General features: G+C 68.4%; 12 protein-coding genes. 9 read left to right on the forward strand and 3 right to left on the reverse strand.

Annotated features, from left to right (window positions below; translation table 11 throughout):
• Positions 1-9 precede the first annotated feature (9 nt).
• Genes SNAS_RS11795 through SNAS_RS11820 form a run of 6 tightly spaced genes read left to right on the forward strand, consistent with a single transcriptional unit; the run spans position 10 to position 7,478 of the window.
• Positions 10-1,515: an aldehyde dehydrogenase family protein gene (locus tag SNAS_RS11795; RefSeq protein WP_013017647.1), complete on the forward strand. Its 1,506-nt coding sequence runs from the start codon at positions 10-12 to the stop codon at positions 1,513-1,515.
• A gap of 25 nt (positions 1,516-1,540) precedes the next feature.
• On the forward strand, positions 1,541-2,611 hold the full coding sequence (locus SNAS_RS11800) for a quaternary amine ABC transporter ATP-binding protein (RefSeq protein WP_425281029.1): 1,071 nt from the start codon (positions 1,541-1,543) through the stop codon (positions 2,609-2,611).
• Positions 2,608-4,533, forward strand: coding sequence for an ABC transporter permease (locus tag SNAS_RS11805; RefSeq protein WP_013017649.1), 1,926 nt, complete (start codon positions 2,608-2,610; stop codon positions 4,531-4,533). The genes SNAS_RS11800 and SNAS_RS11805 overlap by 4 nt, the downstream gene beginning before the upstream one ends.
• Complete coding sequence (locus tag SNAS_RS11810) at positions 4,530-5,474, forward strand: ABC transporter substrate-binding protein (RefSeq protein WP_013017650.1); 945 nt, start codon at positions 4,530-4,532, stop codon at positions 5,472-5,474. The genes SNAS_RS11805 and SNAS_RS11810 overlap by 4 nt, the downstream gene beginning before the upstream one ends.
• A gap of 60 nt (positions 5,475-5,534) precedes the next feature.
• Entirely contained in the window at positions 5,535-7,217 is a 1,683-nt protein-coding gene (betA, locus tag SNAS_RS11815) for a choline dehydrogenase (RefSeq protein WP_425281042.1), read from the forward strand.
• A gap of 57 nt (positions 7,218-7,274) precedes the next feature.
• Positions 7,275-7,478 (forward strand): hypothetical protein, encoded by a 204-nt coding sequence (locus tag SNAS_RS11820; protein ID WP_013017652.1) that lies wholly within the window; start codon positions 7,275-7,277, stop codon positions 7,476-7,478.
• Between the two features lie 86 nt (positions 7,479-7,564).
• Here SNAS_RS11820 and SNAS_RS11825 read toward each other — a convergent pair whose 3' ends face one another.
• Entirely contained in the window at positions 7,565-9,157 is a 1,593-nt protein-coding gene (locus tag SNAS_RS11825; protein WP_013017653.1) for a potassium/proton antiporter, read from the reverse strand.
• A gap of 78 nt (positions 9,158-9,235) precedes the next feature.
• Here SNAS_RS11825 and SNAS_RS11830 point away from each other — a divergent pair, with 78 nt between their 5' ends.
• Positions 9,236-9,787: an HIT family protein gene (locus SNAS_RS11830; protein WP_013017654.1), complete on the forward strand. Its 552-nt coding sequence runs from the start codon at positions 9,236-9,238 to the stop codon at positions 9,785-9,787.
• A 31-nt stretch (positions 9,788-9,818) separates the two neighbouring features.
• On the opposite strand, the gene SNAS_RS11835 is transcribed toward SNAS_RS11830, so the two are convergent.
• Positions 9,819-10,715, reverse strand: a complete 897-nt coding sequence (locus SNAS_RS11835) for an NmrA family NAD(P)-binding protein (RefSeq protein WP_013017655.1) — start codon at positions 10,713-10,715, stop codon at positions 9,819-9,821.
• A 106-nt stretch (positions 10,716-10,821) separates the two neighbouring features.
• Here SNAS_RS11835 and SNAS_RS11840 point away from each other — a divergent pair, with 106 nt between their 5' ends.
• On the forward strand, positions 10,822-11,601 hold the full coding sequence (locus SNAS_RS11840) for a TetR/AcrR family transcriptional regulator (protein ID WP_013017656.1): 780 nt from the start codon (positions 10,822-10,824) through the stop codon (positions 11,599-11,601).
• Between the two features lie 103 nt (positions 11,602-11,704).
• Entirely contained in the window at positions 11,705-11,953 is a 249-nt protein-coding gene (locus SNAS_RS11845) for a hypothetical protein (protein ID WP_013017657.1), read from the forward strand.
• Here SNAS_RS11845 and SNAS_RS11850 read toward each other — a convergent pair whose 3' ends face one another.
• Positions 11,954-14,110 carry an elongation factor G-like protein EF-G2 gene (locus SNAS_RS11850; protein WP_013017658.1) on the reverse strand — a complete coding sequence of 719 codons (2,157 nt, stop codon included), beginning with the start codon at positions 14,108-14,110 and terminating at the stop codon, positions 11,954-11,956.
• Positions 14,111-14,200: the final 90 nt, after the last annotated feature.

The following is a 14,200-nucleotide window of genomic DNA, read 5'->3' on the forward strand; positions in this document are numbered from 1 at the left end:
TCCTTGGTGATGAGTGATCATGCACCGTTGCCCGGACAGCCCCAGACCCTGCTGTTCATCGGTGGCCGCTGGACGCCCGCCGTCGCGGGCGGCACCCGCGACATCATCGATCCCACCACCGGCACCGCCATCACGGCCGTCGCCGAAGCCGACGCCGCCGACGTCGCCGAGGCGATCGCGGCGGCCCGCGAGGCCTTCGACGGCGGGCCGTGGCCGCACACCAGCGCCGCCGAGCGCGGCGCGATCCTGCAGACCGTCGCCCGGCTGCTGCAACGCGACAAGCAGGCCATCGCGGAACTGGAGTCCCGCGACACCGGCAAGACGCTGCGCGAGGGCCTCATCGATGTCGACGACGTCACCGCTGTGTTCCGCTACTACGGCGAACTGGCCGACAAGGACCTCGGGCGCGTCGTCGACACCGGCAACCCGGACGCGCAGTCGCGGGTGGTCGCCGAGCCGGTAGGCGTGTGCTCGCTGATCGCGCCCTGGAACTATCCGTTGTTGCAGATGAGCTGGAAGCTGGCGCCCGCGCTGGCCGCCGGTAACACCGTCGTGGCCAAACCCAGCGAGGTCACCCCGTTGACGACGCTCAAGCTCGTCGACCTGCTGACCGAGGCCGGGGTTCCGTCCGGTGTGGTCAACCTGGTGCTGGGCGCCGGTGATCCGGTGGGACAGACCATGGTGGAGTCCGACCGCGTCGACCTGGTGTCCTTCACCGGGGGACTGGTCAGCGGGCGCCGGGTCGCCGCGACCGCCGCGGCCACGGTGAAGAAGGTGGCCCTGGAACTGGGCGGCAAGAACCCCAACGTGGTGTTCGCCGACGCCGATTTCGACGCCGCCGTCGACGGTGCCGTCAACGCCGCCTTCGTCCACTCCGGACAGGTGTGCTCGGCCGGTACCCGGCTCATCCTCCACACCGACATCTACGACGACTTCCTCGCCGCCGTGGCCGCCCGCGCCGACGCCATCACGCTCGGACCCGGCATGGACCCGGCCAGCGAGTGCGGCCCGCTGGTGTCGGCGGCACAGCGCGACAAGACCGAGACCTATGTGGCCGGTGCGCTGGCGCAGGGCGCCCGGCTGCTGGCCGGTGGCCGCCGCCCCGACGATCCCGCGCTCGCGGACGGCTACTACTACCGGCCCACCGTCTTCGCCGACTGCCACCGCGAGATGACGGTGGTCCGGGAGGAGACCTTCGGCCCGATCCTGACCGCCGAGCGCTTCGCGACCGAGGACGAGGCGATCTTCCTGGCCAACGACACCATCTACGGGCTCGCGGGCGCCGTGTGGACCTCCGACGCCGGTCGCGGCGAACGGATCGCCGCGCGGCTGCGGCACGGCACCGTGTGGATCAACGACTTCCACCCGTACCTGCCGCAGGCCGAATGGGGAGGTTTCAAAGCCTCCGGTATCGGCCGGGAACTGGGCGTCAGCGGCCTGAACGAATATCGTGAATTGAAACATATCTATAGAAACATCAACCCGAAGCCGTCGGGGTGGTTCGCGCAGTCCTGAGTGAACCGACTCTCGCCCGCTTCATTTGCCCCTGGAGGACACTGTGGCAGAACCCGATGCCACCCCCGAAACCGCGACCGACGCGACCATTTCGATCCGGAACCTGTGGAAGATCTTCGGCCCCCGCGCCAACAAGGTCATCGGCACCGAACTGGCCGAACTCGACGCGGCCGAGCTGAAATCCCGGGCCGACACCGTCGCGGCCGTCCGCGACGTCAGCATCGACGTCAAGCCAGGCGAGATGTTCGTCGTCATGGGACTGTCCGGTTCGGGCAAATCCACGCTGGTCCGCTGCCTGACCCGGCTCATCGACCCCACCGCCGGTCAGGTCCTCGTCGAGGGTGACGACGTGGGCGCCATGGGCGCCAACGAACTGCGCGACCTGCGACGGCACCGGGTCTCGATGGTGTTCCAGCACTTCGGGCTGCTGCCGCACCGCCGTGTCATCGACAACGTGGCCTACGGACTGGAGATCCAGGGCGTCTCGCGCGGCAAGCGCCGCACCCGGGCCCAGGACATGATCGACCTGGTCGGCCTCACCGGCAACGAGGACTGCCTGCCGGAGGAACTGTCCGGCGGCATGCAGCAGCGCGTCGGCCTGGCCCGGGCGCTGGCCGTCGAACCGTCCATCATGCTGTTCGACGAACCGTTCTCGGCCCTGGACCCGTTGATCCGCCGCGACATGCAGAACGAGGTCATCCGGCTGCACCGCGAGGTCGGCAAGACGATGATGTTCATTACCCACGACCTGTCCGAGGCGCTGAAACTCGGCGACCGGATCGCGATCATGCGGGCCGGGGAGATCGTGCAGCTGGGCACCCCCGCCGACCTGGTGGGATCGCCCGCCGACGACTACGTCGCCGACTTCGTCTCCGAGGTCCCCAAGACCGATGTGCTCAGTCTACGGTGGATCGCACGCCCGGCCGACGGCGTGGCGCCCACCGGTACCGCGCTGAGCGCCGACACCGTGATCCGCGACGCCATCGGCGACATCATGGCCGCCGACAACCCGCTGCCGGTGGAGGCCGACGGCGAGCTCATCGGCGTCGTGGGCCAGCGCGACGTGCTGTCGCTGATGGCGGAGAACCGGTCATGAGTACCGACACCGCGACGGTGACCGCACCGCCGGAGACACCGGCCCGACCGAAACGCTCGCCCTGGCTGCTGCCGGGCATCGCGGCCGTGGCCGTGGCCCTGGTCGGCCTGGCCGTGTTCGGTCTGTCCAGGATGGCGCACAACGACGACTCGGTCGTGTTCACCGCGCTGACCGACGCCCGCGACTGGGTCGACGACAACCGCAACTCGTCCCCGATCTTCCTGTTCTTCGTCAACTACATCCACCTGTTCGTCGCCTCCCTCGTGGACGGTGTGCTGTTCGTGTTGCAGAGCCTCGGCTGGCCCGCGACGATCGCGATCGCGGTGGGCCTGGGCGCGGCGCTCGGCGGTTGGCGGCTGGCCCTGGTCGGCGCGTTGGGATTCACCGCGCTGGGCGTGATGGACCTGTGGGACGAGAGCATCGAGACGCTGGGCCTGACGATCGCGGCGGTGTTGCTGTCCATGCTCCTGGGTGTCCCGCTGGGAATCTGGATGGGCCGCAGCCCGCGCTTGCGCACCCTGCTGTCGCCGGTGCTGGACGCCATGCAGATCATGCCCACCTTCACCTACCTGGCGCCGATGGCGCTGCTGTTCTCGATCGGCAACCCCTCGGCCACCATCGCCACCCTCATCTACGCGATCCCGGTGTCGATCCGGATCGCGGCGCTGGCCATCGAACAGGTCCCGGCCACCGTGGTGGAGGCATCGGAGTCGCTGGGTTCCACCCGCTGGCAGACGATGGTCAAGGTCCGGCTGCCGCTGGCTCGGCGCACCCTGCTGTTGGCGGTCAACCAGACCATCATGATGGCATTGTCCATGGTGGTCATCACGGCGCTCATCGACGCCGACGGGCTCGGCCAGGACGTGGTGCGGGGACTACAGCAGAACAACGTCGGCATGAGCCTGGAAGCCGGTCTGGCCGTGGTGGTGCTGGCGATCATCCTCGACCGGTTCACCCGTATCCACGACCGGCGGACCACCCGGTTCACCATTCCCCGTGTCTACGTGTGGGGCTTCGCCGGGGCGTGCGCGGTGATCGGTTTCGTGCTCACCGCCGTGCTGCCGAAGGACTTCCCCGAAGCGCTCCAGGTGTCGATGGTCAACCCCGTCAACCACGTGGTCGACGTGATCACCACCGACTGGTACGGAGTCACCAGCGCGATCAAGGACGCCGCCAGCTACGGCATCCTCAACCCGATGCAGGAGTTCCTCGTCCGGGTGCCGTTCTGGACGATCATCGCGATCTTCGTGTTCCTGGCGCTGCGGTTCGCGGGCTGGCAGTCGGCCGTCACCGCCGGGGTGTGCCTGTCGGCGATCGTGGCACTGGGCCTGTGGCAGAAGAGCATGGAAACCCTCGTGACCGTCCTGTTGGGAGTCGTCCTGACCGTGATCGTCGGCGTCGCGCTGGGTGTCCTGTCCGGACGGTCCGACCGCTTCGAGACCGCGCTGCGACCGGTACTCGACGCCGCCCAGACGATGCCCGCCTTCGTCTACCTCGTCCCCGCGCTGGCCCTGTTCGGGGCCTCCCGCTTCACCGCGATCGTCGCGGCGATCGTCTACGCGGCCCCGCCGGTGGTGCGGCTGGTCAGCGACGGCATCCGCGGCGTCTCCCCGTCGGTCGTGGAGGCCGCCCGTTCCTGCGGTTCCACCTCGCGGCAGCTGCTGTGGAAGGTACAGCTGCCCATGTCCAGACGCTCCCTGCTGCTGGCCCTCAACCAGGGAATCGTGATGGTGCTGGCCATGGTCGTCATCGGCGGCATGGTCGGCGCCGAAGGTCTCGGCGAGACGGTCGTGACCGGATTCGTGCAGACCGAGGAGTTCGGGGCGGGCTTCGCCGCCGGACTCGCCATCGTCCTGCTGGGAATCACCCTCGACCGCATCACGCAAGGTGCCGGTCGCCAACGGAAGGAAAGTGTCCGATGAGAAGTAAAGTGATCGCGGCGCTCGCGGTGGGCGTCATGGCCGCCACGAGCGCGTGCGGTGGAGCAACCACCGACTCGGGGGGCGACAAGGTCAACATCGCCATCAACCCGTGGACGGGCTACGAGGCCAGCGCGGCCGTCATCCAGTACCTGCTGGAGAACGAGCTCGACGTCGAGGTCGACACCAAGGAGCTCAAAGAGGAGAACGCCTGGCAGGGCTTCGAACGCGAGGGTGACGACGGCGTCGACGTGATCGTCGAGGACTGGCAGCACACCGACCTGCGCAAGAAGTACATCGACGACAAGAAGGTCGCCGTCAACGCGGGCACCACCGGCAACAAGGGACTGATCGGCTGGTACGTGCCGACCTGGATGCTCAAGAAGTACCCGGGCATCGACGAGTGGAAGAACCTCAACAAGTACGCCAAGGACCTGGAGACCTCCGAGTCCAAGGGCAAGGGACAGCTGCTGTTCGGCGACAAGTCCTACGTCAGCAACGAAGAGGCGCTGATCGACAACCTCGGCCTCGACTACGAGGTCGTCGTCGGCGGCAGCGAGAACGCCCTCATCGAGGCGGCCCAGCAGTCGGAGAAGCAGCAGGAACCGCTGCTGTTCTACTTCTGGGACCCGCACTGGCTGTTCGAGGACGTCGAGCTGACCCGGGTCAAGCTGCCGGAGTACAGCGACGACACCACCCAGTGCCCCACCGACCCCAAGAAGGTCAAGTGCGACTACCCGGAGATGGACCTGGAGACCATCGTGTCCAAGGACTTCGCCGACAACGGTGGTGACGCCTACAAGCTCGTGAAGAACTTCGAATGGACCAATGAGGACCAGAACTCGGTCGCACTGGACATTCTGAAGAACGACATGAAGCCCGAGGAGGCGGCCGAGAAATGGGTCAACGCCAATAAGGACGTATGGAAGAAGTGGCTTCCGTAGCCTTAGGGTTCGACAGCCGTCGTGGTGCCGGTGGACGGTGAGATCACCGGCACCACGACGATGAACGGGATTTTCAAGGGAGAAGCAGTGGCAGGCAAGATCTTCGACTTCATCATCGTGGGCGGCGGCTCGGCGGGAAGCGCGCTGGCCAACCGGCTGTCGGCCGACCCGGACAACCAGGTCCTGGTCCTGGAGGCCGGACGGCCCGACTGGCTGTGGGACGTGTACGTCCACATGCCAGCGGCACTGTCCTTTCCGATCGGTTCGAAGTTCTACGACTGGAAGTACGAGTCCGATCCCGAGCCGCACATGAACGGCCGCCGCGTCTACCACGCGCGCGGCAAACTGCTGGGCGGCTCCTCCAGCATCAACGGCATGATCTTCCAGCGCGGCAACCCGATGGACTACCAGCGCTGGGCCGCCGACGCCGGCATGGACGCCTGGGACTACGCGCACTGCCTGCCGTACTTCAAACGCATGGAGACCTGCCTGGCCGACCCGGACAATCCCTTCCGGGGCGACGACGGGCCGCTGAAACTGGAACGCGGACCCGCGCGCGGGCCGCTGTTCGACGCGTTCTTCGCGGCGGCGCAGCAGGCCGGGCACGAGCTCACCGACGACGTCAACGCCTACAAGCAGGAGGGCTTCGCCGCCTTCGATCGCAACGTCTACAGGGGACGGCGGTTGTCGGCCGCCCGGGCCTACCTGCACCCGGCGATGAAGCGCCCCAACCTGACCGTCCTGACCGGAGCGACCGTCACCAAGATCGCCTTCGACGGCGACCGCGCCGTCGGCCTTGACGTGTGGCACCGCGGCAAACTGCGCGGCGTGCGCGGCGGCGAGATCATCCTGTCCGGCGGCGCCATCAACACCCCGCAGCTGTTGCAGCTGTCCGGGATCGGCGACGAGACCCACCTGCGCGAGGCCGGGGTCGACACCCGGCTGCACCTGCCCGGCGTCGGCGCCAACCTCCAGGACCACCTCGAGGTCTACATCCAGCACGCCTGCACCCAGCCGGTGTCGATGCAGCCGAACCTGCAGCTGTGGCGACGTCCGTTCATCGGCGCCCAGTGGCTGTTCGCCCGCTCGGGTCCCGGTGCCAGCAACCACTTCGAGGCCGGAGGCTTCATCCGCTCCAACCCCGACGTGGCCTACCCGAACCTCATGTACCACTTCCTGCCGATCGCGATCCGCTACGACGGCACCGCGCCCACCCAGGGCCACGGCTACCAGCTGCACGTCGGCCCCATGTACTCCGACGCGCGCGGGCACGTGCGGATCCGCTCCACCAACCCGATGGAGAAACCCTCGATCCTGTTCAACTACCTGTCGACCGAACAGGACCGTCGCGAATGGGTGGAGGCGATCCGACGCAGCCGCGAGATCCTGGAACAGCCCGCCTTCGCCGACCTGAGCGGCGGCGAACTGTCGCCCGGCTCCGGCGTGGAGTCCGACGAGGAGATCCTGCGCTGGGTCGCCGACGACGCCGAGACCGCGCTGCACCCATCCTGCACCGCCAAGATGGGCACCGGCGAGGACGCGGTCGTCGACCCGGAATCGCTTCGGGTGCACGGCATCCAGGGACTGCGGGTCGTGGACGCCTCGGCGATGCCGTACATCACCAACGGCAACATCTACGCGCCGGTGATGATGCTGGCCGAGAAGGCCGCCGACGCGATCCTCGGCAACACGCCGCTTCCGGCCGAGAACCTCGAGTTCTACCGGGCGCCCGCCGCCCGATAACGCAGCCCACCGTCGTCCTCGGCCACGGACGGCCGGACGGATACCCGGGACCGGATCGTGGTGCGCGTCGGTTCCAGCACCGCGACCGTCGGGCGCACCCGGCTGATCGGTCCCGCCAAGGTGGAAAACTTCGGCGTCAGGTTCAAGGTCGGCGAGGGCTTCCGCGACGAGGTGACCATCCTGGCCGGACGGCGCAACCTCCACCGTGAGGACCTGCTGGCGCAGCTGAACGCCTTCGACTGGCCGATGGAGTACACATAGGCCCGCCCCGGTGGCACGGGGGAACAACCGGGGCGGGGGCGCTGTCCAAGGCGACTCACACGTAAAAACCCTGGCGCGCTCAGGCCCTACCGGGACACGGAAACCCGGAGGCCTTCACCATGGTGGTGAGCTAATGATCTTAGCCGAACATGTGACGTATGCCAATATATGGAGGCCCTTCGATGCGGGATTAACCGGCCATGTTCGCCGTGCCATTTGGCAAGCTTTCCTTGCCGTCCCAAGGCTCGCAGCCGGTCCTCGGTGGCGGCGCGGGTGCCGGTGAGCGTCACGATCAGCAGCTCGTCACCGATGTGCAGCCGGTCGTTGGGCTCGGGCACGAACAGCCGCCCATTGCGGACGATGCTGTTGATGACGCTGGTCTCGGGCAGCCGCAGCTCGAAGATGTACAGTCCGTGCAGTTTGGACGACTTCGGGATGGTCACGGTCATCAGCGAGGCCCCGATGACGTCCAGCGGCGCCGCCTCGATCTCGACGTCGCGGGTCTGCTCCGGGTCGGCCAGTCCCAGGCCGCGCACCAGCGGTGCCAGACTCGGGCCCTGGATCAACGTGAACACCACGACCAGGACGAAGACGATGTCCAGCAGATACCAGGCACCGGGCACTTCGGACACGACCGGGATGGTGGCCAGCACGATCGGCACCGCGCCTCGCAGTCCCGCCCACGAGATGACGGCCTGCTCCCGCCAGGACCGCCGAAACGGCAGCAGCGACACCGCCACCGACACCGGCCGGGCGATCAGCAGCATCACCGCCCCGATGACCAGCGCGGGCAGCACCACGGCGGGCAACCGGTCCGGGCTGACCAACAGGCCCAGCATCACGAACAGCCCGATCTGCGCCAGCCAGGCCGCGCCCTCGGCGAACGAGCGGGTCGCCGCCCGGTGGGGGAGCGGCGTGTTGCCCAGCAGCACGCTGGCGGCGTAGGCGGCGATGAAACCGCTGGCGTGCACCGCTCCGGCGGTCGCGAACGCCACCATGCCCAGGCCGACACTCAGCAACGGGTACAGGCCTGCGGCGGGCAGCGCGATCCGGCGGGCCATCTGCGCTCCCGCCCAGCCGATCGCCAGTCCGATGAGGACACCGATGAACAGTTCGTAGACCAGGTCACCCAACACGAACACCGGCCCCGCCGGGACGGCCGTGCTCAACAGCAGCACCAGGATCACCGTCGGCGCGTCGTTGAACCCGGACTCGGCCTCCAGCAGCCCCGCCACCCGGGGCGGCAGCGGCAGGTGCCGCAGCACCGAGAACACCGCCGCGGCGTCGGTCGACGACACGATCGCGCCCAGCAGCAGCGACGTCCGCCATTCCATGCCCAGCAGGTAGTGCCCGCCCAGCGCGATGATGCCGGTGCTGATCGCCACGCCCAGCGTCGCCAGCACCCCGGCGGGCAGCACCAGCGTCCGGATGTCGGTCCAGCGCGTGGTCAGACCACCGTCGATGAGGATCAGCGCCAGCGCCACCATCCCCAGGTTCTGCGCCAACTGGGCGTTCTCGAACTTCACCCCCAGCACCGACTCGCCCAGCAGCACCCCCAGCGCGAGGAACGCCAGCAGCGCGGGCAGCCCGAACCGTCCCGCCAGCCGCACCGCCGCCAGACTCGCCAGCAGCGTCAGCCCACCGGCGAGTAGGACGATGTAGAGCTGGTCCAGGCTCATGGCATTCCTCTCATGGGGCTACATCGTCCAACACCCAGCGGTGGCGCTCCGCCGAAACACGGGCATAGGATCGCCTGCGTGAATGACGACGGCGCACAACCCGGTGGTCTTGGCATCCCCGACGGCCTGGAGCGGCTGTGGACGCCGCACCGCATGGCCTACATCAAAGGGGAGGGCAAGCCCACCGGAACCGACGAGGACCCCGTGGGTTGCCCGTTCTGCGAGATGCCGAAACTGGGCGACGAGGAGGGACTGATCGTGGCGCGCGGTGCGCTGGCGTTCTGCGTCCTGAATCTATATCCCTACAACTCCGGCCATCTCATGGTGTGTCCGTACCGCCACGTCGCCGACTACACCGACCTGGACGACGCCGAGGTCGCCGAGGTCGGTGCGATGACGCAGCAGGCGATGCGGGTGATCCGCTCCGTCAGCGGAGCCCATGGGTTCAACATCGGCCTGAACCAGGGCCGGGTGGCCGGGGCGGGCATCGCGGGCCACCTGCACCAGCACGTGGTGCCCCGGTGGGGCGGCGACGGCAATTTCATGCCGATCATCGCCCGCACCAGGGTGCTGCCGGAACTGCTGACCGACACCCGGGACCTGCTCTCGGGCGCCTGGGGCTCGGCCTAGGACGAGGGCCGGGGCCGCGCCCCGGTGACGGCTAGCCGCTGATCGCCGCCTTGATGCGCTCGGCGCCACCGGCAGCCAGCCAGCCCTCGAAGTCGAGCAGACCGGGGTGGAGCTCGCGGATCGCGGGAATGTCGGCGTTCCAGCCGTTCCCCTCAGTCCACAGTGTCCGAATATCGGCGATCTCGGGGCCCAGCCGCTCGGCCTCGGCCGCCGTGAACTGCTCGTACCGGATCTCGCGGCCGAGGGCGGCACTGATCGCCTTCACGGCGGCCACCGGCGTCGGCGCGTCCCCGGCCAGCTCCAGTGCCTTGCCGCCGTAGGTGTCCGGATCGGCGAAGGCCAGCGCCGCGATGGCGCCGACGTCGGCCACGGCGATGATCTGCATCGGACGGTCGGGATGGAACAGGTGCCGGTGAACCCCGTGGCGGATGCCGTCCACCGGCGACTCGCGGAACAGGTAGTTCTCCATGAACCGCACCGGCCGCAACAGCGTGTACCGCCTTCCAGTGGCCTTGATGTGTTCCTCGATGCGCTGTTTGCCGCTGGAGCCGGTCAGTCCGGCTCCGGTCGCCGTGGCGATCCCGGTGAACACGATGTGCTCGACCCCGGCGGCGGTGGCCGCGTCGACGAGGTCGGCACCGCGCCGGGTCTCCAACTCGACGTTCCAGCCCTGCGGTTCGTAGACGGCTGGCGGTACGGCGAACAACCCGTACGCCCCCGCGCTGGCCGCCGCCAGCGACGCGGGATCGTCGAAGTCCCCGGTCACCAGGCTCGCCCCCGCCTCGGCGAGCGCGCCCGCGGTGCGCGCCTTCGCGTCGCGCACCAACGCGCGCACCCGCCAGCCGTCAGCCAGCAGCGCGCGGGCGGTGACACCGCCCTGCTTGCCGGTGGCGCCGGTGACGAGGATGGTCTTGTCCTGCTTGCTCATGAGTGCTTTTTCCTGTCTGAGTAGAATCGGGTCGGTTAACCCGGTTGGCGACAATACGGAAAGACACACCCGGTTATCCAGCTTCGACCAGGGGACGGCGTTACGAATGTCCGAGCAGACAGTGCCCACCGTCGCGGGTGGCCTCTCCCGCGCCGACGCCCGCCGCAACCGCGCCAAGGTGCTGGCCGCCGCCCAACGGGCCTTCGCCGAGGAGGGCTTCTCGGTGTCGCTCGGCGAGATCGCCAACCGCGCTGGGGTGGGCGCCGGTACCGTCTACCGACACTTCCCCAGCAAGGACGACCTGCTGGAAGCCGTTCTGTCGCAACGCATCGAGCGACTGACACGACTGGCCGACGAGTACGGCGACAGCGCCGACCCGGGAGCCGGGTTCTTCGCCTTCGTCGACGAGGTGCTGTCCTCGACGACCGGCAACAAGGACATGTGCGATCTGTTCGAGCGGCAGGACGGCTGGCCGCGAGCACTGCTGCTGACCTCGGGGCGCCGCTTCAACGACGCGCTGGAGCGGCTGCTGGCCGCCGCGCAACGCCACGGCGCCGTCCGCGCCGACATCGACAGCGCTGACATCCAGGAACTGTTCACCGGCCTGGTCGCGATGCGGCGGTACCGGGACGGAGCGGAGCTGCCGGGCCGGATGACACTGATCCTGATCGACACGCTGCGGGCCACACCCGCGTCCGTTATGAAAAGCGACACCGCCGCACATAATCGTGACGAAATCAATCGCGACACCGAAAAACATAACGCGACCGCACCGGCCTGCCCGGTGTGCGGAGGCCCGGTCCGCGCGTCGGCCGCCGGTCGCCCGGCCCGCTACTGCGGTGCCGCGTGCCGCCAGAAGGCGTACCGGCAGCGCGCCGCCGCCTAACGGAATCGGCGGTGGGCCGACGGGATGCGACCCGCGCGCTTGCCCCCGCCGGTGTGAAGCCGTATCGTCGCTGCGGGAATCACCCTCCGCGAAAGGCTTTGCAGTGAACGACAAGAAGACGTTCGAAATGGACATCAACGGGGACGGCAAGCCGGACACCGTGCAGGTGGAGAAGAACGCCGACGGCAGCACCACCTACCTGGTCGACACCGACGGGGACGGCAAGACCGACCTGCACGCCATCGACCACGACAGCGACGGTGTCATCGACGAGGTCCGCATCGACCGTGACGGTGACGGTGTCGCCGACGATCGGCTCGCCGACGACACCGGTGACGGCAAACTGTCGTAGCTACTTTCGTTCCGCCGCTTCCTTCTTGACCTGTTCCGCCAGGTGTTTGGGCATCGGCTCGTACCTGATGAAGGTGCGGGCGAACACGCCCGAGCCCGCCGTCATGGCGCGCAGTTCGATGGCGTAGCGCACCAGTTCGGAGGCCGGGATCTCGGCGCGGATCACCGCGCGGTCCCGGTCGTCGGTCTCGGTTCCCAGCACCCGGCCCCGGCGGGAGGACAGGTCGCTCATGACCGCGCCGACGTAGCCGTCGGACACGGTGATGGCGACGTGGTCGATGGGTTCGAGCAGGGTGAGCTGGCCGTTCTCGGCCGCGTCGCGCAGCGCCAGCGCGCCCGCCGACTGGAAGGCCGCGTCGGAGGAGTCCACCGAGTGGGTCTTGCCGTCGTAGACGGTGACCCGGATGTCGATGACGGGGTAACCGGCGACCAGGCCGCGCTCCATCTGGGACCGCACGCCCTTCTCGACACTTTGGACGAACTGCTGCGGGATGACGCCACCGACGATCTTGTTGACGAACTCGAAGTTCTCGCCCTGGGTCAGCGGGTCGACGGAGATGTGGCAGATGCCGTACTGACCGTGCCCGCCCGACTGTTTGACGTGCCGTCCCATTCCCTTGGCCGTACCGGTGAAGGTCTCGCGCAGCGCGATGCGCACCGGTTCGGTGTCCACCTGGGTGCCGCCCGCGCGCAGCCGGTCCAGCACCACCTCGGCGTGCGACTCGCCCATGCACCACAACACGATCTGGTGGGTCTCGGAGTTGCGTTCCAGCCGCAGTGTGGGGTCGGCGGCCACCAGCCGGGTCAGGTTCTTGGCCATCGCGTCTTCGTCGGCCCTGGTGGGTGCCGTGATGGCGATGGGCAGCAACGGTTCGGGCATCTTCCACGGCGCCATCAACAGTGGATTGGCCTTGGAGGAGATGGTGTCGCCGGTCTCGGCGGTGCCGGACTTGGTGATGGCGCAGATGTCACCGGCGGCGCACTCGGACACCTCGCGCAGGTCGGCCCCCAGCGGCGAGTACAGGTGGGTGACGCGTTCGTCGGCGTCGTGGTCGGGGTGGCCGCGCGCGCTGAGGCCGTGTCCGGAGATGTGGACGGCGGTGTCGGGACGCAGTGTTCCGGAGAACACCCGCACCAGGGACACCCGGCCGACGTAAGAGTCTACTGTGGTCTTGATGACCTCGGCCGCGAGTGGTCCGTTCGGGTCGCAGGTCAGCGGTTCCGCCGGGTCACCGTCCACGGTGGTGACGGTCGGTGCCGGGTGTTCGTCCGGGGCAGGGAAGCCGCCGCTGATGAGTTCCAGCACCGCGTCCAGCCCGACCTGGGTGGTGGCGTTGACCGGTACCACCGGGTGGAAGCTGCCCCGGGCCACGGCGGTCTCCAGGTCGTCCACGAGCGTGTCGGTGTCGATGTCCTCACCGGACAGATAGCGGTCCATGAGGGTCTCGTCCTCGCTCTCGGCGATGACGCCCTCGATGAGTTCCCCCCGGGCCTCGGCGATCGCGGTGACGTGCTCGGCGTCGGGTTCCCGGGTCTGCGGTGGATGCCCCTCGGAGTAGTCGAAGACGCGCTGGGTGATCAGTCCGATGAGGCCGGTGACGTGGGCACCGGAGTCGTCGTGCAGCGGCAGGTAGGCGGGCAGGACGCCGTCGCCGAACATGCGGCGGCACAGCGCCAGCGTCTCGTCGAAGTCCGCCTGCGGGTGGTCCAGCCGGGTGATGGCCACCGCGCGGGGCATGTTGACCGCCGCGCACTCCTCCCACAGCTGCTGGGTGGCCGCGTCCAGGCCGTTGACCGCCGAGACCACGAACAGTGCCGCGTCGGCGGCCCGCAGGCCGGCGCGCAGTTCCCCGACGAAATCGTGGTACCCGGGGGTGTCGAGCAGGTTGATCTTCAGGTCGCCGAAACGCAGCGGCGCGCACGCCACCCCCACGGAACGCTGCTGCGCGATGGCGGCGGGGTCGTGGTCGCACACGGTGGTGCCCTCGGTGATGTCTCCGGCGCGCTCGATGGTCCCGGTCGCGGCCAGCAGCGCCTCGGCGAGGGTTGTCTTTCCCACTCCGGCGTGGCCGACCAACGCCACGTTGCGGACCTTGCCGGGTTCGGTTGCCGCCGGTGCGGGACCGGCGGTACCCCTCTCACGGTTCTTTTGGGACATGGTGACCTCCGCAGTAATCGTCGGTGTGCGGTATGCCCTTGATCACACACCCTCTCGGAGATGATCACAAGGCCGTCGGCCAATTTATTT

This window comes from Stackebrandtia nassauensis DSM 44728, assembly GCF_000024545.1.
In the GTDB taxonomy this organism is placed as follows: domain Bacteria; phylum Actinomycetota; class Actinomycetes; order Mycobacteriales; family Micromonosporaceae; genus Stackebrandtia; species Stackebrandtia nassauensis.